Here is a 19,387-nt window from a genome sequence, read left to right on the forward strand (position 1 = left end):
CTTATTAATTTCTACAGTCCTTCCCTTCGCTGGCATTCTGTAAACACCAATGGGCTCAGATTGCCCTCTTACAGACCTACACTCCTTCTTTCGCTTCGTCTTATTAATTTCTACAGTCCTTCCCTTCGCTGGCATTCTGTAAACACCAATGGGCTCAGATTGCCCTCTTACAGACCTACACTCCTTCTTTCGCTTTATCTTTGATTCTTAAAAATACGGTAGCCATTCCTCTTGTATTTTTAAGAGTTTTTGCGAAAAATACTTATAGTTTAAGAAAAATAGCTCGATATATACAGTAATGAAAAAAGAGCTAAAACAGCTCTTCTTTCATCAGGGAAAGGATGCCCGAGAACATGCAAGAAGCAAAGGATAAACATCCGGAAAGAATGGAGTAAATCATGAGAGTAACAGCAAGAACCTATTATCAGGATTATGCAAAGTCCGTCGGAAATCTTCATGGCAAGTTAAACGAGTCTATGGAGCAGGTTTCTACCGGAAGAAAATACAAGGCAGCCGATGAGAACCCCATTGCTTACTATGCCGGAAAGCGAATGGACAATCAGTACATGGATGCCGAGTCAAAGAAAGGCATAATCGACGACGTAAAAAATCGTTTGTACCAGCAGGAAAAAGGTGCATTAAGCATTCAGGAGGATATGCGTGCCGTTAACACCAAGGTGCTCGCTATCTCTAACGATAGCCAGAATGCTAATGAAGGAACTGTGGGAACCTATGAAACAGAGTTTACCCAGCGTCTTCATTCCGTAGTAAACACCCTGAATTCCCAGTATGACAACTTCTATGTTTACGGCGGAAACGATATGACCACCGTTCCATTCTCCTTAAAGGAGGATTTAAACGGTACCAATCCAAGTATTACCCTTACCTATACCCACAAATTCCCGGGAGACGCAAAAGCCACAGAGCTGAACATTAAGTACAGCTATGACGGAACAAACTACAAGAATGAGTTCTCCGGTACCGATGCGGACGGGAATGCCCTCAATGAAAATGATAGCTTAAAGATGATTCTTTCCGCTATGAGGGAGCAGGGAAAAATGAGCACCGGCTACGGTTCTTTAAGAGACAGAAGCACTCTTTTAGACACCTACACCGGCGGTTTAAACATGATTACCGGACTTTCCTCCGATACTCTGAGAGGCCTTAGTGATGCAGATGCCATCCAGAGAATCAAGGGTGCCTCTAACGGAGGTCCTGTTGTAGCCGAGGAAGATTCCTTGGTAAACAGCCCGGTAGCCTTAATGTCTAAGGCAATTTTAACTTCCCACCAGTATAAGGAAGCCCTAAAAACAAATACAAATGTGTCTACAGCGAAATCTCGTTTTCATAAAGATATGTCCGACTTCATCAACCAAAATGATGATGCGGAGGCAAGAGTCAGCGACAGCTACAGAGAATTGGGTATTAAGTATGCCGCACTGGAAACTACCCAGAGTAAGTTAGATATTACGATGGATACTCTCCAGGAAGAATATACCTCTAAGCTGGGTGTGGACCCCTATGATGCAGTAGTGAAGATGTATTCCTACCAATACAGCTACAATGCCGCAATGAAGGTGGGCTCCAACATCATGCAGTCTTCTTTATTTGATTTCGTTGGTAGATAAAAGAACAGGTCATCTCTCCATTAACCTGACCAAGGCAAGGCGATTGCTATAGTTTCTATAGCAGGTTGGAAACAGGGAGGCGAGTATGGGACAACTCATCAAAGTAAGTACGACTGACTTTAAAGCGATTCACCTAAGCAGTGGTGGAAAGCTGGTCCCTTCCGATCAAATTGACCAAGCACGAGGGAGAGCGCTTCGTCTAAGTACCATTGAAGCACAAAAAGCCGGAAAAGAGGATGCTGCTTTGCAGTATAAGGTAAACCGGCAATACCAAAGAGTAGAAAACCATTTGGCTTACTACTCCGCCATGCAGGCTGTCTCTGCCAAAAGAACGGAGATGGGCACAGATTCCTTACCCCTTACAGGAGCTGATACCCAATCCCCAAATCTCTATATCCAAGGCAATAAACAAAGAGCAGCTGCAGAAACACTGGAGATTTTAGAATCTCAAAGAGCTATGAGACAAGAAAAAACAGCCGGCTATCTTCAGGATCGGGGAGCCTTTGAAATGCGGGTACACAAGGGAGATTTATCTTTTCTTCCCGCGATGGATATGACCATCGTAACCCAAATGCCGGACATTAAATTCGAGTATACCGGAGATTTTATCTATTTTCCGAAAAAACCCGATATGGGCGGATCCATAGATTTAGAAAGCTGAAATCTTACAGAAGTCCCTTGCTTTTGGCAGGCGACATAGGATAACAGCCGACCCTCTCTCCGAAAGGAGGGAGGGAAATCTCCAAAAAATTACAAACATGATCATTATTATTCTATGGAGGAAATTATGCAATTACATACCAAGGACTATGGCGTTATCGATTATGAGGAGAAGGATTTGTTTCATTTCCCTGATGGGCTTTTCGGCTTTTCAGAGGTGCAGCACTATCTTCCCTTATGTTTAAACGAAGAGGAAGATTCTACCATTCTTCTTTTACAGGGAGTTGAGAATCCCGAAGTGGCTTTTGTTGTCATCAATCCATTCTCATTGGATCCTGACTATGCTCCAAACCTTACCGAGGAAGAGCTTACTTACTTAGGGGTTAAGGATGCGGAAGAATTAAGCTACTATGTGACCTGCGTTTTACAGGCAGACTACCTGGACAACACCGTAAATTTGAAGTGTCCTTTGGTGATTAATCCAGAGAATCATAAGGGCATGCAAGTAATACTTGAAGCAAGCGGATACGAATACAAGCACACTCTGGGCAGCTTTGAATCTGTACAGGCAAAGCAAAAGGCTGCCGTATAAGATAGCCCGGAGGAGTTTCCACAGGGATGTGGAAGAAAGAGGTGAAGGAAAACCATGTTAATTTTAAGAAGAAAAAAGAATGAAAGCATTTTAATCGGCGATAATATTCGTCTTACGGTAATTGAAACTGCCGCTGACGGCGTTCGTATTGCCATTGATGCTCCAAAACATATCTCCATCTTACGGGAGGAGTTATCCCATGCGGAAGAAGCTAACCGCTCTGCTGTTGCAGGCGATTCCAATGCAATCTTCCAGTTACAAAACGGTTTATTAAAAAATCTTGCCGTAAGCAAACCAGAATGATCATAAAAAAGTCCCCGGAAAATTCTCCGGGGACTTTTGTTTTATGTTCTACTGTATATTTCGCTCTATATGCTACTTTATGTTCTTATCCTGCTCTTTTAACGATTCCTGCTCCATTGCTTTTGCCCTCATTGCCCTGGCTTTCTGCTCTCTTTTATGGAGAAAAATCAAAAGCAAGGCGATAGCTGCAATTCCTATAATCTGAGGACTGTACACAAGGATCAGGAAAAGAAGAGCTTCAAAGAACCATTTGATACCGTAGAGATTTTCTTTAAATCCCGTCTTCAATCTATCCTTAAAGCCTTCCTCCTTCTGCTCTCTTGCCTCCGGCTTTGACTTTTCCGTCAAAGTCAGGTTTAAGGTGGCAAAGTTAATCCTGTTGTCATATTCCAGAATTTGGCTTCCGTAATTCTCCAACTGATAGCGTATCTCAGTTAAACGATTTTCCAAAATCAGAAGCTGATCCAGATTTTCCGCCTTGTCCATTAAAGCCAGAACCCTCTCCTGCTCCTTTTCTAAAGAATTCTTATGAGCCTGGGCATCATGATACTGTAAACGAACATCTTCCAGATTCTCGTTACGAGACTTAATTTGTCCCTCTCCTTCCACGAAAGTAAGGAATTCATCCATCTTATCCTTTGGAATACGAATGGTAAAATACATTTTTCTAAAGTCGCTATAGCTGTCGTCATCCTGAAAATCCTCTGATTCCACATAGCCGGACATTGCTTTCACTTTTTCTCGAAGCGCCTTTGCTTTTTCCGGAATATCCTTTGTATCGATTTCCATATTCACGGTACGAATCTTTTTTTCCGAAATCTGAACATTGGGGTCCTCCGAAACATCGGGAGTATTGGAATCAGGCGTATTGGAATCAGGATTGCTTACTTCCGGAACGGTCTCCTCAGCGGCTTCTCCCTGAGAGGCTCCGGGAACTTCATTTTCCTTAGTAACTACAGAATCCTTTCCGGCATTGGATTTTGCCACCTGTGCTCCTGCAAAAGCTGCTTCATCAGATCTTTCAGCCTCTGCATCCCCATATGCCGCACTCTTAATAGAGTTATCCTCGCTATAGCTTGTGTCTTTTCTTGCTCCGCTACAAGCTGTCAATACTCCTGCGGATAAAATGGCGGCACAATATCCTATTGCCAAAACAGATATTTTTCTCTTTTCCTTCCTTTTTTTCATAATTTCCTCCTTGGCTTATGCCCTGATGTTGCAGGTCAGTCTTTTCCTTCTTAACGAGTATTACCGGCGTAATATGCGGTATCTCGTGGACCAGAAAGTACTGCAATATTCTTCTCTCTACCTTATAAACGGTAAAAGGAAGGAATTGGTCACATATTCTCTTATTTTTATTGAAAATATTTCTTAGCCTTTCAGACCTATGCTGTATGAAAGTGCTTCAAATTTTCAAAAAAAAAGAGGTTATATAAATCAAAATTAAAAAGAAAATTTTTAGCAATATAGGTCTGAAAATGGGGTAGTCTGAGCCCGACGGTACTTGCGAAAAACAAGAGAAACGCAGTTTTTCGCTTAGTATCCGCAAGGACAGACTTTTCATCAGAAAAGTCGTCCTGTATCAGACCAACTTCCGAAGGAATTTGCTTTGCGAAGCAAAGTGAGCAGTGGGTATCAAAACCACTGCTCAGTCCAGGCGAAGCTAGCGGGAGCGTGCCCCGGCTTCAGACCTATATTGCGTAAAAAAACTATTTTGATTTTATATAGCCTCTTTTAAAGCTAATATTATAACTCGTTTTCGCCCTCTTTAATTGCTCTTAGGGCTGCGGATAATCCGGATAATCCCTTGGGATCCGCATCAAAAATCTCTTCTGTGCTTAAAGGTTCATTTACCTCGTTGCTAAGCACGTCGGAAGTATCTACCACTTCTTCCTTATCTGTAGAAAGTTTAACGTTTCTATATCGACGCATTCCTGTACCTGCCGGAATCAGCTTACCAATAATAACGTTTTCCTTCAAACCGATAAGGTGGTCAATCTTACCGTTGATAGCCGCTTCAGTAAGAACCTTGGTGGTCTCCTGGAAGGATGCTGCAGACATGAAGGAATCGGTAGCCAAGGAAGCCTTGGTAATTCCCAACATGGTTCTCTTTCCTTCTGCAGGTACCTTTCCTTCTGCAATGAGTCTCTCATTTTCATCTTCGAAGTCTAAACGATCTACAGTGGTTCCCGGGATAAAGCGGGAATCTCCTGCTTCATTGACACGCTCTTTCTTCATCATCTGGTGCACAATCATCTCGATATGCTTATCGTTGATTTCTACACCCTGTAAACGGTATACTCTCTGCACTTCGGAAATCATGTATTCCTGTACAGCCTTAACGCCCTTAATCTTAAGAAGATCATGAGGATTGATGGAACCTTCGGTTAATACATCTCCGGCTTCCAGAACCTGTCCATCTGTAACCTTTAAACGAGATCCGTAAGGAATCAGGTAAGTCTTGGACTGAGCCTTTTCGTTGTCGGTTACGATAACCTCTCTCTTCTTCTTGGTGTCACGAATTTCTACAACACCGGGAATCTCCGTAAGAATGGCAAGTCCCTTAGGCTTTCTGGCCTCGAACAACTCCTCTACACGGGGAAGACCTTGTGTGATATCTCCACCTGCCACACCTCCGGTATGGAAGGTTCTCATGGTCAGCTGTGTTCCCGGTTCTCCGATGGACTGTGCAGCGATGGTTCCTACTGCCTCTCCCACCTCAACCGGCTTTCCTGTTGCCAAGTTTGCTCCGTAACACTTTGCACAGATACCGGACTTGGAACGGCAGGTCAGAACGGTACGAATACGAATGGACTTTCTGCCCATCTTGTTTAAAGCATCCATAACCTGTGGTGCTCTCTTCGGGGTTACCATGTGGTTCGCCTTAATGACCATATTTCCGGTTTCCGGATCAATGATATCCTCCGCCACATAACGGCCGGTAATTCTCTCCTGCAAGGACTCAATCTTTTCCTGTCCGTCGGAAAGCTCTGTAATTTCCAAGGAAGGAATAGTTTCTCTTCCCTCGGAGCAATCCAGATCACGGATAATCAAATCCTGAGATACGTCTACCAAACGTCTTGTCAAGTATCCGGAGTCCGCTGTTCGAAGAGCGGTATCGGAAAGTCCCTTACGTGCTCCGTGAGCGGAGATAAAGTACTCCAATACATCCAGACCTTCACGGAAGTTTGACTTAATGGGAAGTTCGATAGTCTTACCGGTTGTATCCGCCATGAGTCCACGCATTCCGGCAAGCTGCTTAATCTGCTTATCGGATCCACGGGCTCCGGAGTCAGCCATCATGAAGATGTTGTTGTAGTTATCCAGTCCTGTTAAGAGGTCGTGAGTAAGCTGTTCATCGGTGTTCTTCCAGGTCTCGATAACTTCCTTGTAACGCTCTTCTTCGGTAATCAAACCTCTGCGGAAGTTCTTGGCAATTCTATCCACAGTCTTCTGGGCATCTTCCAAGAGAGTTTCCTTAGTCTCCGGAACGGTCATATCGTGGATGGATACGGTCATTGCCGCTCTTGTAGAGAACTTATAACCGATGGACTTAATATCATCCAAGGTTAAAGCGGTCTGCATAGCCCCATGCACATCCATTACCTTTTCCAGAATCTGCTTTAGGTTCTTCTTCTTTACCAGGAAATTGATTTCCGGAAGGAAACGATTCTCCGGTAAAGAACGGTCAATAAATCCTAAATCCTGGGGAATAATCTCATTGAAGAGAAGTCTTCCTACAGTGGTCTCAATAATACCTTCTTCTTCCTTCTTGCTACCGTCTTCCTGTAAGAATTCCTTCTTCACCTTACAACGGATCTTCGCATGAAGGGTTACATAGTGGTTCTCATAAGCCAAAATAGCTTCATTAATAGACTTGAAGAGCATTCCCTCTCCCTTGTCTCCTTCTCTTTCCTGGGTTAAATAATACACACCCAGTACCATATCCTGAGAAGGTACCGCAACCACACCACCGTCAGAAGGCTTCAGGAGGTTGTTGGGAGAAAGCAACATAAAACGGCACTCTGCCTGTGCTTCCTGTGTTAAAGGAAGGTGGATCGCCATCTGGTCTCCATCGAAGTCCGCATTGAAGGCCGCACATACCAGCGGGTGAAGCTTAATCGCCTTACCCTCTACCAGAATCGGCTCGAAGGCCTGAATTCCCAAACGGTGCAGGGTAGGGGCACGGTTTAGCATAACCGGGTGCTCTTTAATAACATCCTCCAAGATATCCCAAACCAATGGATCCAGTCTTTCCACCATCTTCTTGGCATTCTTAATGTTATGAGACTTGTTGCTCTTTACCAGCTCCTTCATAACGAAGGGCTTAAAGAGCTCGATAGCCATCTCCTTAGGCACACCGCATTGATAAATCTTTAATTCCGGTCCTACTACGATTACGGAACGTCCGGAGTAATCCACACGCTTTCCTAAAAGGTTCTGACGGAAACGTCCCTGCTTACCCTTTAACATATCGGAAAGGGACTTTAAAGCACGGTTTCCTGGACCGGTTACAGGACGTCCTCTTCTACCATTGTCGATAAGGGCATCCACCGCCTCCTGTAACATTCTCTTCTCGTTTCGCACGATAATTTCCGGTGCTCCAAGCTCCAAGAGTCTTGCCAGACGGTTATTTCTATTGATAATTCTACGATACAGGTCATTTAAGTCGGAGGTAGCAAAACGTCCGCCATCCAGCTGTACCATAGGACGTAAATCGGGAGGAATTACGGGAAGGTTGGATAGAATCATCCACTCCGGCTTATTTCCGGAGGAACGGAAGGCTTCCACCACTTCCAAACGCTTTACGATACGGGCTCTCTTCTGTCCGGAGGAGCTGTCCAGCTCTCCACGAAGGTCCGTATACTCCTTCTCCAGATCAATGTTGGAAAGCAGCTCATATACCGCTTCCGCACCCATTCCTACTCTGAAGTTGCCGTAACCGTACTGCTCTACAGCATCTCTATATTCCTTCTCGGAAAGCACATCCTTATAGTTTAACCCCGTTTCCATGGGATCCAGAACCACGTAGGAGGCAAAATACAGAACTCTTTCCAGAATTCTGGGACTGATATCCAAAATAAGTCCCATACGGGAAGGAATTCCTTTGAAGTACCAAATGTGGGATACGGGAGCCGCTAAGGCGATATGCCCCATCCGCTCTCTACGTACAGAAGACTTGGTAACCTCTACACCGCAACGATCACAAATCACACCCTTGTAGCGAATCTTCTTATATTTTCCACAGTGACATTCCCAGTCCTTTACCGGTCCGAAAATTCTTTCGCAGAATAATCCGTCCTTCTCCGGCTTCAGGGTTCTATAGTTAATGGTTTCCGGCTTCTTTACTTCTCCATAGGACCAGTCCAGAATTTTTTCCGGGGAAGCCAAACCAATTTTTATGGAATCAAATTGTACCGGCTCATTTCCACTTTGAAAGTTTGCCATTTTTCCTCCTCTACTCGTTATCACCATCATCACCGAAGTCGGAAGCTAAGGAATAAAAATCATCCTGATCCAGCTCTTCTATAGAGTCATCCTCTTCTGCGCTCTCTTCATTTTCCTCGGCATCCACCAGCTCTCCATCCTGGAATTCCTGCTTAGTATAGCCGTAGGCTCCGAAGTTTTCCTGCTTATCCTGACGATAGTCACCGCCGGATAAGAGTCTGTGCATATCCTGATTTGCATCGTAAAGATCTTCTGTAATCTCTACCACCTGCTGATTCTCATCCAGCACTCTCATGTCCAGACACAGAGCCTGCATTTCCTTTAAAAGAACCTTAAAGGACTCGGGTACTCCCGGCGCCGGAATGTTTTGTCCCTTGATGATTGCTTCGTAGGTCTTTACACGACCTGCCACATCGTCGGACTTCATGGTCAGAATCTCCTGCAGGGTATACGCTGCACCGTAGGCCTCCAAAGCCCAAACCTCCATCTCTCCGAAACGCTGTCCACCGAACTGGGCTTTACCTCCCAGAGGTTGCTGAGTAACCATGGAGTACGGACCGGTAGAACGGGCATGAATCTTATCGTCTACCAGGTGGTGAAGTTTCAAATAATGCATGAAGCCGATGGAAGTAGGACTGTCAAATTTCTCTCCGGTTCTTCCGTCTCTCAGCTGTACCTTTCCGTCAATGCCGATAGGCACACCCTGCCATTCCTTACGGTGGTCAAGATGCTCGCCCAAGTAAGCATATACTTCCGGATCCAATTCTTCCTTATGCTTCTCGGAAAATTCTTCCCAAGAAAGATTTACATAATCATTTGCCAGTAAAAGGGTCTGCTGAATATCCACCTCGGTTGCACCGTCAAAGATCGGGGTAGAAACATCAATGCCCAGGGCCTTTGCCGCTAAGGAAAGATGTAACTCCAAGACCTGTCCGATATTCATACGGGAAGGCACACCCAAAGGATTCAATACGATATCCAAGGGACGACCGTTTGGAAGGTATGGCATATCCTCTACAGGAAGCACCCGGGAAACTACACCCTTGTTTCCATGACGTCCCGCCATCTTATCTCCCACACCGATTTTTCTCTTCTGGGCGATATAGATACGAACGGACTGGGAAACTCCCGGAGCCAACTCGTCGGAATTCTCTCTGGTATAAACCATGGTGTTAATAACGGTTCCGTAAGCACCGTGAGGTACCTTTAAGGAGGTATCTCTTACTTCTCTTGCCTTCTCACCGAAGATGGCACGAAGCAAACGCTCCTCGGCGGTAAGCTCTGTCTCTCCCTTTGGCGTTACACGACCTACAAGAATATCTCCGGCACGAACCTCCGCACCGATACGGATAATTCCTCTTTCGTCCAGATTCTTTAAGGCATCATCACCTACACCGGGAACGTCGGAGGTAATTTCTTCAGGTCCTAACTTTGTATCTCTGGCCTCACACTCATATTCTTCAATATGAACGGAGGTGTAAACATCGTTTTGTACCAAACGCTCGGAAAGTAAAACCGCGTCCTCGTAGTTGTAACCTTCCCAAGTCATAAATCCGATTAAGGGGTTCTTTCCTAAGGCAATCTCGCCGTCCTTTGTAGAAGGACCGTCTGCAATAACATCCCCTGCCTCTACCCTGTCATGGGTATTGACAATGGGCTTTTGGTTATAACAGTTACTGGGGTTACTACGCATAAACTTCATCAGCTTATACTCGTCAATTCCTCCGTCCTTATCTCTCTTAATCAAGATTCTTGCAGAGGAAGAAAGAGTAACCTCTCCACTGTTCTTCGCCACTACGCAGGCTCCGGAGTCTACCGCCGCCTTACTGGACATACCGGTATCCACCACTGCGGATTCGGTAATCAAAAGCGGCACTGCCTGACGCTGCATGTTGGATCCCATCAGGGCACGGTTCGCGTCATCGTTTTGCAGGAAAGGAATCATGGAAGTCGCTACCGAGAAGACCATCTTCGGGGATACGTCCATTAAATCAATACTGGTCTTGGGAAAAGCAGAAGTCTGATCCCGATATCTACCGGAAACGTTATCATGCTTAAAATGTCCTTCCTCATCCAGAGGCTCATTCGCCTGAGCAACCACGAACTGGTCTTCCTCGTCTGCGGCAAGATATACCGCCTGATTGGTAACCACCGGATTGGCCGGATCGGTCTTATCTACCACTAAGTAAGGCGCCTCGATAAAACCGTACTCATTGATTCTTGCATAAGAAGCCAAGGAGTTAATCAAACCGATGTTCGGTCCTTCAGGGGTCTCGATAGGACACATTCTTCCGTAGTGGGTATAGTGTACGTCTCGCACCTCGAAACCTGCACGATCTCTGGAAAGACCGCCGGGTCCCAATGCGGAAAGTCTTCTCTTATGGGTAAGCTCGGAAAGCGGGTTGTTCTGGTCCATGAACTGAGACAGCTGGGAGGAACCGAAGAATTCCTTTACCGCTGCCGTTACGGGCTTAATATTGATTAAGGACTGAGGAGTAATTTCATCAATGTCCTGGGTGGACATTCTCTCCCTTACCACTCTCTCCATACGGGACAATCCGATACGATACTGGTTCTGTAAAAGCTCTCCAACGGCACGAATACGACGATTTCCCAGATGGTCAATATCGTCCACTGTGCCGATTTCTTCATCCAGATTCAGTAAATAGTTAATGGAAGCAAAAATATCTTCCTTAGTAATATGCTTTGGAATCAGGCTGTGGATGTTCTTACGAATCCCATCTCTCAGTGCGTCCTCTCCCTGTCCTTCCACGGAAGCTAAAAGCTCCTTTAAGGCAGGATAGAATACTAATTCATTGATGCCGCACTCCTCAGGATTGATGGAAGCGGGAATCCACTCCTTAATATCCACCTGCATGGAAGAAAGCACCTTCTCGGTTCTTGTAGGTCCGTCAATCCAAACAAAGGGAACAGCGGCATTCTGAATCTGCTCCGCCAATTCCTGGCTAACGGTTGCACCTGCCTCAGCCAGCTGTTCTCCGGTCTCCGGTGCATAAACAGCCTCAGCCAATACATGGCCCTTGATTCTGTTCTTAAAATGTAATTTCTTGTTGAACTTGTATCGTCCCACCTTGGCTAAATCATAGCGTCTTGGGTCAAAAAACATGGAGTTCAATAGGGATTGGGCGGAGTCAACGGAAAGCGGTTCTCCCGGTCGAATTTTTTTGTATAACTCTAAGAGACCTTCCTGGTAATTTTCAGAAGGATCTTTGTCGATAGAAGCTAAGAGCTTTGGATCTTCTCCGAATAAATCAAGAATATCCTTGTTGGAACCTACCCCAAGCGCACGAATAAAGACAGTAACCGGTACCTTTCTGGTTCTGTCTACACGAACGAAGAATACGTCATTGGAGTCTGTTTCGTACTCAATCCAGGCACCACGATTTGGAATTACGGTACTGCTGTAAAGCTCCTTACCTACCTTATCATGGTCTACCCCATAATAAATTCCCGGAGAACGCACCAACTGAGAAACGATAACTCTTTCCGCACCGTTGATGACGAAGGAGCCGTTCTCTGTCATTAAAGGAAGGTCACCCATGAAGATTTCATGTTCATTGATTTCTTCCTTATCCTTATTAAAGAGGCGAACTTTAACCTTAAGGGGAGCTGCATAGGTTGCATCTCTTTCCTTACACTCTTCTATGCTGTACTTTGCCTCTTCCTTAGCCAGTTTGAAGTTCACAAACTCCAAGCTAAGATGTCCTGCAAAGTCCTGGATGGGAGAGATATCATCAAAGGCCTCCCTCAAGCCTTCATGCAAAAACCATTCATAAGAATCCTTTTGGATTTCAATGAGGTTTGGCATTTCCAGAACTTCTTTGCTCCGAGAGAAAGTCATTCTGAGATTCTTTCCGGTTTGCACCGGATGCATTTTGCTTTTTTTCATCGACCGTTCACCCCTAATATCCGAGATATATCTCATCTCTTTGCTAAGAATCCACAAAAAACTTGTCCCAATTTGCCTTTAGTATTATAATCTGCTTAAAACAACTCGGGAAACTCCTTTAATTTATGGATTAGTTGACGATACGTTCACTTTTCTTTGACATTTTTCTTCCTTTGGACGAAAAATAGGCAGAGTTATCCCCCTACCGGCCAAATAAGCAAACTTCATACTACCATTCTTTACCTTTTTCTGTCAAGGAGATTTGAGAAGAAGGCCTTGGAAATTTGAGAAGAAGGCCTTGGAATTTAGAAAGAAAACAGAAAAGGCTTTATGAAAAAAGCTAGAGTATTTATCGTTTTTTCTGTTGGAGATTTTGGAATCGTGGCACGCTCCCGCTAACTTCGCCTCGCAGCGGTACTAAGCTTCCAGCTTCGTTTCCTCGCTGTCAGCAAGTACCGGCGGGCTCAGATTGCCTCTATTCCAAAATACTCCCCCGAAAAAACACTCAAATTATCTTCTTTCATAAAACCCATGAGTGGTATTCTTTATGCTTTGGTTTTCAGTTCAAATATCTTTCAATATTACTTCTTTGCTTGTTGCTTCTTCACTGCGTCTTCCGCCTTCTTTCTTAAGTTGGCGAAAAATCCTTTCTTCTTTGGTGCCTCAGGTACCACTCCGCCTCGTACAGACTTGATAGAGCGAATATAGATTCCGGATACCGCACACTTTACTTCCTTCTTTACAGGAAGTACCTCATAAACATTGGGATCCGCCATAAGAGCTAATACCTTCGGTCCCACCTTTGCCTTAACAATGGGAAGCTTTGAAAAGCGAAGATAGAAGGGAAGCTCCTTCTCCACCTGCTCCGGCAAGCCTGCCGCAACAGCCGCCTTCACACTCAGCTTCTTCTTATCAATAATCAACATGGAAACTTCCATGGTATTGGCTTCAATCATGGGTTGCTGTGCAGCCTGCTTTTCCTGCAAACGTCTTCCCATAAAATATAAAGCTATTAATACGATGAAAAGCAAAATCAAAATTACCAACAAAATCGAAATAATGCTTTGTGGAGCAATTGCCAGTACCATGAACACCTCATTTCCAAGTCTACAAATTATTGTGCTTATTTTTGCAAAGAAACGTTTACATTTTACTCCGAATAGGGCGAAATTGCAATGGAGAGTTCTGTCTCCGCCACCTTTTGCCCAAACTGAAAGAGTGTGTAATAGAGACGAATTTCTCCTTGTCCCCGAGAGAAGTCGACATTTCGAAAATCCACCTCTGCCGTATCAAACTCCAAGGGCAGAACGCCTACCTCCGTTTCATAGTCCACTTTCCAACGGACGCCTCCTTCATAGAGAAGTTTCTCCTCTTCCTTCCAGTTTCGTATAATTTCCAGACGACCTTCCGTCGGATATAACTTCATGCCATGGTGTACTCCCTCTTGAAAATAGCTGAGAAGAAACTGCTCTCCTCTTTGCATCAGTACACCGGAATGCTCCAGTACGAAGCTGTCCAGGTCCCCGTCATATTTTTGCCTGGTATGCATAGTCATTTTGACCTTCATCTTAATCTCTTACCTCAGTCACAGCTTTCTTTTTCCATAACTTTTCTTTTCCATAACTTTTCTTTACGACAATAAAGACAATATAATAGGGACCCTGCGTGCATAACAGAGCCCCTAGGAGAATGGAAATCAAACATTTAAAATCAAATTGATTGTGTACTTAGTATAGCACAATCTTGCAAAAAAGTTTAAAGTCCACGGAAATAATTATTTATGAAATTCTTAAGGTCTATGAAAAGCACTCTCTAGAAGTTTCTCTACCAGCTCTTCTATGGAATATCCCTTTTTCTTAAAAAGCATGGGATACATGGAAATAGAAGTGAAGCCCGGCATAGTATTGATTTCATTAAAAATCACCTCTTCCCCGGACAAGAAGAAATCCACTCTGGAGAGAGAGAAGCCGTCCACCGCTAAGAAGACCGTCTCAGCCGCCTTTCTGATTTTCTCTTCAATCTCCCCGAAGATATCCGGATGGAGTTCCGTCTTGGAATCCGGATTATTATATTTGGCGTCATAATCATAGAACTCTGCTGCCGCAAGAATTTCTCCCACAGAGGAGCTTTCTACCTGCCCTTCTTTTCCGGAGAATACTGCACATTCCAGTTCTCTTCCTGTAATGCTTTCTTCCACCAAGACTCTTCTATCCACCGAAAGGGCATTTTCCACCGCCATCTTTAAGGCCTCTCTATCCTTTGCCTTACTTACGCCGCAGGAAGAGCCTGCATTGGAAGGCTTTACAAACACCGGATAGGAAAGAGCAGCTTCCACCTTGGAAATAATCTTCTCCTGATTTTCCCACTGGCTTCGCACAAAGGAGATATACTTAGCCTGTCGAACGCCAATCTTTGCCAAAGGCTTTTCCACCGCCATCTTAGTATAAACCTTATCCATAGAAATCGCAGAGGAAAGTACCCCGCAGCCCACATAGGGAATTCTGGCAATCTCCAAAAGTCCTTGAATGGTTCCGTCTTCTCCATCCTTGCCATGAAGCACCGGAAAGACTACATCAATTTTTTCCAAATGACTTTCTCCGTTTTTCCCCAGAAAAAGCACGGAAGAAAGCTTTGCGTCCGGAAGAATCATGGCTCTCTCTGCACTTTCCTTCCAGCTTCCGTCTTCAATGGCTTCTTCTTTCTCCACCGGAATCCATTCCCCGGATTTCGTAATACCGATACAAAGCACCTTGTACTTTTCTTGATTTACCGCCCTCTTAATCGTGAGTACAGAGCGACAAGAAACCTCATGTTCTGTAGACTGTCCCCCAAAAAGTAAAACCAGGGTCTTCCTCATCATTTTCCTTCTTTCTATTTTTGTAAAACATCTTATTCTTCCCAAACAGGAGAATAAGTATTTTGAAAGCTTAAAACAAAATCTGCTCTACTCTCGATCAAAGCCTTAGTTAGAAGCCTTCTCAATCTGAACGATGGCTGTCTTCTGCATCGGAATACGACAGTTCTTGTTTCCGCCGAACTCTACGATTACCGTATCCTCGGTAAGGTCAATGATGACACCGTAAAATCCCGAACTGGTAAGAACCGTATCTCCCACAGCAAGGGAGCTCATCAAATCCTGCAGTTTTTTCTTTTCCTGCTGCTGAGGACGAACACCCAAAAAATAGAACATGGCAATAATCACTACCGCATAAATAATCCAACCTACTGCTCCCAATCCTGCCATAATGTATCTCCTTTTCTTCTGTCAAATCTTCTCCCTTAGGAGTTTTGTATTTTTAGTTTATATAAGGCTTCCGTCTTCCAGCTTTCCCAACGATTTTCCCGAATGGCGTTACGCATTTCCACCATCAGGCGATTGTAATAGGAAAGATTATGTAAAACGCAAAGCCGCATTCCCAGCATTTCCTTCGCCTTTAAAAGATGACGGATATACGCTCTGGAAAAACCGCCGGTATACGTTCCGTCCTCTTTTCGAATCCCTTTGCAAGCCGGGCAATCACAGCCCTCTTCAATGGGGCGCATATCCTTTTCATAAGCCAGGTTCCAAAGATTCAGCTTTCCGGTGGCATGATACACATGACCATGTCTTCCGTTTCTGCTGGGGAATACACAATCGAAAAAGTCAATTCCCCGATCCACAGCCTGAATCATATTTTCCGGAGTTCCTACCCCCATAAGGTAAGTAGGCTTATGCCGGGGCAAATGAGGAACCACCGCATCCAAAATCCGGTACATATCCTCATGGCTTTCTCCCACGGCCAGACCGCCAACTGCATAGCCTTCCAAATCCAGCTCCGTAATACGCTTGGCATGGTCGACGCGAATATCTTCCAAAACCCCTCCCTGATTGATTCCAAAGAGAATCTGCTTAGGATTCAGGGTATCTTCCAGGCTGTTCAAACGATCCATCTCCGCCTGACAACGAAGAAGCCAACGGGTGGTTCTCTCCACGGAAGGAAGAATATAATCCCGTTCCGCCAAGGCCGGCGGACACTCGTCAAAGGCCATGGCAATGGTAGAGCCCAAGTTAGACTGAATCTGCATGGATTCCTCCGGTCCCATGAAAATCCTTCTTCCATCAATATGGGAGCGGAATTCCACCCCTTCTTCCCGAATTTTTCTTCCGGTCTTCGCTAGACTGTAAACCTGAAAACCGCCGGAATCGGTAAGGATGGGCTTGTCCCAATTCATCATCCTGTGTAAGCCACCCAGCTCCCGGATAACCTTGTCTCCGGTTCGCACATGGAGATGATAGGTATTGGACAACTCCACCTGTGTATGCACCAGACGAAGATCATCCGTGGATACCCCACCCTTGATGGCTGCCACAGTACCCACATTCATAAAGACCGGGGTTTCTATCACACCATGGACGGTTTCCACATGGGCAGACTTGGCTCTTCCGCACTGCCCTTTGATTTCATATTTCATTTTGGCAGCTGCCATAGTCACCCCTTTTCCTTTACTATTTCTTGCTAAGCTGTTCCTTCTTTCTCTTGGAAAGAATCACAAAATCAAACCAAAGCGGTCCTGCGATACATACGGAAGACCATGCACCTGCCACAATACCCACCATCAAGGGCAGAGTGAAATCTCTAATGGAGCTTACTCCGAAGATGTAAAGCACAAATACGGAAATAAAGGTAGTCAGTGAGGTGTTGATTGAACGGGTTACCGTACTGGAAATCGCCTCATTTACCACATATTCCAATCCCTTCTTCTTGGTACCGTTGTGTAAATTCTCACGGATACGGTCAAAGATAACGATGGTAGCGTTAATGGAATATCCTACGATGGTAAGGATACAAGCAATAAAGTTTGAGCCCACCGCCCAGCGAAGTACCGCATAAAAAGTAACGGTAATCAATACGTCATGAGCCAAGGCCATTACGGAAGCGGAGGCAAACTTAATGTCTCTGAATCGAATCCAGATATAAATCAACATACAGAAGATAGCAATCAGCAAAGCCCAAACCGCATCCTTCTTCATTTCTGTGGAAACCGCACCGGAAATGTTCTCGGTAACAATCTTATCCTCGGAAATGGAGAACTTCTCCTGAAGACTATCATACAGCTTAGTTCTTTCCTCGGTGGTCATGGTTCTGGTCTTAATGATAACCTCATTGGTTCCCGCAACCTTAGCAGCCTGGGTGGAAGCATTTCCCCCGGTAGCCGCGGTAAACAGAGGAATCACCTCACTATCTATCTCCTTCATGGACATATCCTTATCGAAGGTAATGGTAGTGGAGGAACCTCCCTTAAAGTCCAGGTCATAGTTAAAGATATCTCCGGTATTTTTCTTATTCATTGCCAGGAAAATGAATCCCACAATAATTACTAAGGAAGAAATGCTGTAAGCAATTCTTCTGAAACCGATAAAGTTGATTACCTTGGTTTCCTTCTTAATACCGTAGAGCTTGGGGTTTGTCGCTCCCAAAGCGAAAAAAGCAGTTAATAATCCTCTGGTTACAAAAAGTGCAGTAATCAGAGAAATGATAATACCGATGGCCAAGGTGGTTGCAAAGCCCTTTACGGTTCCTGAACCACGGACATACAGCACTGCCGCCGCAATCAAAGTAGTGATGTTACCGTCCAAAATTGCAGACAAGGCCTTTTCAAATCCTGACTTAATTGCCTTATCCACAGAATTTCCGGCACCAATTTCTTCTTTAATTCTAGTGAAGATAATAACGTTTGCATCCACCGCCATACCGATGGATAGAATAATTCCGGCAATACCCGGCAAAGTCAGGGTAACTTCAAAGGCCTGCATCAGCACCATTTCCAGCCCCACATACATGAAAAGAGCCAAAGATGCCGCAAGACCGGGGATACGATAAACACAAAGCATGAAAAGCATAACCAATGCAATACCGATAGCCGCAGCCTTCAAAGAGGTGGAAATCGCTTCCGCACCCAAGGTAGCACCGATTACATTGGAACGAAGCTCTGTCAGGCTAACCGGCAAAGCACCGATACGAATGGTAGAAGCAATCTTCTGCGCCTGCTCATAGCTTTCGATGGGACTGATGCTGGCCTGTCCGCCGGTAATCGCTTCTTTAACATTTGGAGAAGAAATGACTTCATTGTTATAGATAATGAAGATACGCTTTCCCACATTGTTCTTGGTGGCTTCCGCAAATTTTGTCGCACCTGCCTCTGTGAAATGCAACTCAATCACATATTCACGATTGTTGTTCTGGTTGGTCATTCCCGCAGTAGCTGTTTTTACATCGTCACCGGTAAGAAGAACATTGCCATCCTCATCCGCAAACTGCAGGGTACCCGGCTCTCCAAGCTCTGCCAAAATTTCATTGGCATCGGTAGCTCCGGGAATATCAATATTGATACGATTCTTTCCTTCCTGATATACCTGCGCCTCTGTGGAATAGCTCTGAGCCTTCATTTGAAGCTTATACACCGTGTCACTCATCTGCTCGGCGGTAGGATTCTCTTCCACGGTTTGGTAGGTGATGGACACACCACCGTTCAGGTCCAAGCCCAGCTTAATGTTTTTTGCGTTCAGGTATCCCAAAACGCAAAAAGCTATGGTCAGCAGGAGGATTCCTATAAGCCGTAGCACTGCATTTGATTTCTTGTTCATCTTCTACTTCCTTTACAATCGAATTTGGTGAAACGCTTTTCTCCTCCGGAAAAGGAAAAATGTTTCACCAGATTTCGCCCTTATCCCTGTTTTCTCCGAAGTTTTCCGGTTACTCCCATCACTCGGGCATATACCGATTTATATTATCATAGGCTCACCCTGCTCGCAAGAAAAAAGGCAATTCCTTTCCTAGAAATACGGGATTTTTTCAAAAAAATATC

13 protein-coding genes are annotated in these 19,387 nt (G+C 44.8%); 4 read left to right on the plus strand and 9 right to left on the minus strand.

The genetic code is table 11. The annotated features are described in order from the left end of the window. Positions 1-398 precede the first annotated feature (398 nt). The 4 genes from HNQ46_RS05620 to csrA all read left to right on the plus strand — a co-directional run bounded on the left by HNQ46_RS05620 (position 399) and on the right by csrA (position 3,183). Positions 399-1,628 (plus strand): hypothetical protein, encoded by a 1,230-nt coding sequence (locus HNQ46_RS05620; RefSeq protein WP_183683739.1) that lies wholly within the window; start codon positions 399-401, stop codon positions 1,626-1,628. Positions 1,629-1,713: 85 nt separating this feature from the next. After that, positions 1,714-2,289, plus strand: coding sequence for a hypothetical protein (locus HNQ46_RS05625; RefSeq protein WP_183683741.1), 576 nt, complete (start codon positions 1,714-1,716; stop codon positions 2,287-2,289). Between the two features lie 126 nt (positions 2,290-2,415). Continuing rightward, positions 2,416-2,880, plus strand: coding sequence for a flagellar assembly protein FliW (gene fliW, locus HNQ46_RS05630; RefSeq protein WP_040649253.1), 465 nt, complete (start codon positions 2,416-2,418; stop codon positions 2,878-2,880). A gap of 54 nt (positions 2,881-2,934) precedes the next feature. Beyond that, positions 2,935-3,183 (plus strand): carbon storage regulator CsrA, encoded by a 249-nt coding sequence (csrA, locus tag HNQ46_RS05635; protein WP_007157574.1) that lies wholly within the window; start codon positions 2,935-2,937, stop codon positions 3,181-3,183. A 72-nt stretch (positions 3,184-3,255) separates the two neighbouring features. Here csrA and HNQ46_RS05640 read toward each other — a convergent pair whose 3' ends face one another. From HNQ46_RS05640 to secD, 9 genes are all read right to left on the minus strand, one after another. Continuing rightward, the gene (locus HNQ46_RS05640; protein WP_183683743.1) at positions 3,256-4,371 is read right to left on the minus strand and encodes a DUF4349 domain-containing protein; all 1,116 of its coding nucleotides are present in this window, start codon (positions 4,369-4,371) and stop codon (positions 3,256-3,258) included. 558 nt (positions 4,372-4,929) lie between these two features. Further along, the gene (rpoC, locus tag HNQ46_RS05645) at positions 4,930-8,631 is read right to left on the minus strand and encodes a DNA-directed RNA polymerase subunit beta' (protein WP_183683745.1); all 3,702 of its coding nucleotides are present in this window, start codon (positions 8,629-8,631) and stop codon (positions 4,930-4,932) included. A 10-nt stretch (positions 8,632-8,641) separates the two neighbouring features. Then, positions 8,642-12,541: a DNA-directed RNA polymerase subunit beta gene (gene rpoB, locus HNQ46_RS05650; protein ID WP_183683747.1), complete on the minus strand. Its 3,900-nt coding sequence runs from the start codon at positions 12,539-12,541 to the stop codon at positions 8,642-8,644. 581 nt (positions 12,542-13,122) lie between these two features. Next, complete coding sequence (locus HNQ46_RS05655) at positions 13,123-13,629, minus strand: hypothetical protein (RefSeq protein ID WP_007157580.1); 507 nt, start codon at positions 13,627-13,629, stop codon at positions 13,123-13,125. A 62-nt stretch (positions 13,630-13,691) separates the two neighbouring features. Further along, positions 13,692-14,108, minus strand: a complete 417-nt coding sequence (locus tag HNQ46_RS05660) for a DUF1934 domain-containing protein (protein WP_007157581.1) — start codon at positions 14,106-14,108, stop codon at positions 13,692-13,694. Positions 14,109-14,330: 222 nt separating this feature from the next. Further along, the gene (locus tag HNQ46_RS05665) at positions 14,331-15,401 is read right to left on the minus strand and encodes a D-alanine--D-alanine ligase family protein (protein WP_183683749.1); all 1,071 of its coding nucleotides are present in this window, start codon (positions 15,399-15,401) and stop codon (positions 14,331-14,333) included. Between the two features lie 102 nt (positions 15,402-15,503). Beyond that, the gene (yajC, locus tag HNQ46_RS05670) at positions 15,504-15,785 is read right to left on the minus strand and encodes a preprotein translocase subunit YajC (protein ID WP_183683751.1); all 282 of its coding nucleotides are present in this window, start codon (positions 15,783-15,785) and stop codon (positions 15,504-15,506) included. Positions 15,786-15,820: 35 nt separating this feature from the next. Beyond that, the gene (tgt, locus tag HNQ46_RS05675; RefSeq protein WP_183683947.1) at positions 15,821-16,993 is read right to left on the minus strand and encodes a tRNA guanosine(34) transglycosylase Tgt; all 1,173 of its coding nucleotides are present in this window, start codon (positions 16,991-16,993) and stop codon (positions 15,821-15,823) included. A 34-nt stretch (positions 16,994-17,027) separates the two neighbouring features. After that, positions 17,028-19,166: a protein translocase subunit SecD gene (secD, locus tag HNQ46_RS05680; protein ID WP_183683753.1), complete on the minus strand. Its 2,139-nt coding sequence runs from the start codon at positions 19,164-19,166 to the stop codon at positions 17,028-17,030. Positions 19,167-19,387 lie beyond the last annotated feature (221 nt).

The organism is Oribacterium sinus, assembly GCF_014202695.1.
Taxonomy (GTDB): domain Bacteria; phylum Bacillota; class Clostridia; order Lachnospirales; family Lachnospiraceae; genus Oribacterium; species Oribacterium sinus.

What these genes read in the sequence shown, in the direction of transcription:
- csrA (WP_007157574.1), top strand. Translation starts at nt 2,935, where the DNA reads ATGTTAATTTTAAGAAGAAAAAAGAATGAAAGCATTTTAATCGGCGAT.
- tgt (WP_183683947.1), bottom strand. Translation starts at nt 16,993, where the DNA reads ATGAAATATGAAATCAAAGGGCAGTGCGGAAGAGCCAAGTCTGCCCAT.
- rpoC (WP_183683745.1), bottom strand. Translation starts at nt 8,631, where the DNA reads ATGGCAAACTTTCAAAGTGGAAATGAGCCGGTACAATTTGATTCCATA.
- rpoB (WP_183683747.1), bottom strand. Translation starts at nt 12,541, where the DNA reads ATGAAAAAAAGCAAAATGCATCCGGTGCAAACCGGAAAGAATCTCAGA.
- HNQ46_RS05655 (WP_007157580.1), bottom strand. Translation starts at nt 13,629, where the DNA reads ATGGTACTGGCAATTGCTCCACAAAGCATTATTTCGATTTTGTTGGTA.
- HNQ46_RS05625 (WP_183683741.1), top strand. Translation starts at nt 1,714, where the DNA reads ATGGGACAACTCATCAAAGTAAGTACGACTGACTTTAAAGCGATTCAC.
- yajC (WP_183683751.1), bottom strand. Translation starts at nt 15,785, where the DNA reads ATGGCAGGATTGGGAGCAGTAGGTTGGATTATTTATGCGGTAGTGATT.
- secD (WP_183683753.1), bottom strand. Translation starts at nt 19,166, where the DNA reads ATGAACAAGAAATCAAATGCAGTGCTACGGCTTATAGGAATCCTCCTG.
- HNQ46_RS05665 (WP_183683749.1), bottom strand. Translation starts at nt 15,401, where the DNA reads ATGATGAGGAAGACCCTGGTTTTACTTTTTGGGGGACAGTCTACAGAA.
- HNQ46_RS05620 (WP_183683739.1), top strand. Translation starts at nt 399, where the DNA reads ATGAGAGTAACAGCAAGAACCTATTATCAGGATTATGCAAAGTCCGTC.
- fliW (WP_040649253.1), top strand. Translation starts at nt 2,416, where the DNA reads ATGCAATTACATACCAAGGACTATGGCGTTATCGATTATGAGGAGAAG.
- HNQ46_RS05660 (WP_007157581.1), bottom strand. Translation starts at nt 14,108, where the DNA reads ATGAAGGTCAAAATGACTATGCATACCAGGCAAAAATATGACGGGGAC.
- HNQ46_RS05640 (WP_183683743.1), bottom strand. Translation starts at nt 4,371, where the DNA reads ATGAAAAAAAGGAAGGAAAAGAGAAAAATATCTGTTTTGGCAATAGGA.